This is a genomic window from Desulfosporosinus sp. I2 (assembly GCF_000960765.1).
Classification (GTDB): Bacteria; Bacillota; Desulfitobacteriia; order Desulfitobacteriales; family Desulfitobacteriaceae; genus Desulfosporosinus.
The window spans coordinates 1-949 of the sequence record NZ_JYNH01000293.1 but is presented as its reverse complement, the minus strand read 5'-3'; the positions used below and the strand labels follow the sequence as shown (position 1 = coordinate 949).

Here is a 949-nt window from a genome sequence, read left to right as displayed (position 1 = left end):
GCCTGTCCTACTTTTTCTACTTAAGACGGTAGGAAAAAAGAACAATAATCAAGAATCGTAAAAAATTGTTGATCATACTTCTGGATATAGATGACGGGATAGAGGAAAATTCTAGCTTTGTGATCTAAAATCATGGTCATATGGCTTGCCGATAACCATGAAATATCAAATTAGCGGACTATTTTACAGAAATGTTAAAAATCTGTGATGTGGGCGTAAAATGAAAACTCTATACTTTGCTTAACAACATTGAAAGGAGAGGGTAAATCCTTTTAGGAACAAAGGTAGGGGACTTATGCAGTTGAATCATCATTGTCTGGCGGAACGCTGGATGTCCGAGTTGAGCTATATTGTGACTCAAGACTCTAAGAATAGGAACAAGATGGAAGCAATTGATCAGAAGATAAATGATGCCCTCGAACAAGCGAACCAATTGAAGATTAACTCTGAGGAGAAAAAAAGTCGATGATATAAAAGCCAACTATAAAAATTACGTTCAAGTTAGTCAACAAGTCCTTGGTGTACCAAGGGTTGAATCTACAAGGTTGGGTCAGGAAACCTTTGTCCCAACAGCCTCAGCGAATGCCGAGAGTCTATTCAGAGATGAGGAGGACGAGAGATGGGTAGGCCAATCCAATATGGCGGTCAAGCCGTTATAGAAGGGGTAATGATGCGTGGACCTAGTGAGAGTGCTATTGCGGTCAGGTTACCAAATGGCGAGATTGAGCTTACGCGCCTGGAGATTAATGCATGGGCGAGAAAACCTATTTTTAAATTACCATTGCTTCGAGGGTTTGTAGCACTAGTGGATTCTCTGATTGTAGGAACGCGGGCCTTAACCTTTTCAGCTAGCCGTTCAATGGGAGGGGAAGAGGGCGGAGAAGAGAGTGGTGAAACAGAACTTGGATTTTGGGAATTAGCGTTGACCATAGGGTTAGCTTTTGGCCTA

2 protein-coding genes are annotated in these 949 nt (G+C 41.8%); both read left to right on the top strand.

Annotated features, from left to right (window positions below):
• Nucleotides 1-301 precede the first annotated feature (301 nt).
• Nucleotides 302-469, top strand: coding sequence for a hypothetical protein (locus UF75_RS28850; protein WP_197079549.1), 168 nt, complete (start codon nt 302-304; stop codon nt 467-469).
• Between the two features lie 150 nt (nt 470-619).
• The coding region (locus UF75_RS25745) for a DUF1385 domain-containing protein (protein WP_045577360.1) at nt 620-949 on the top strand (330 nt) is incomplete at its 3' end.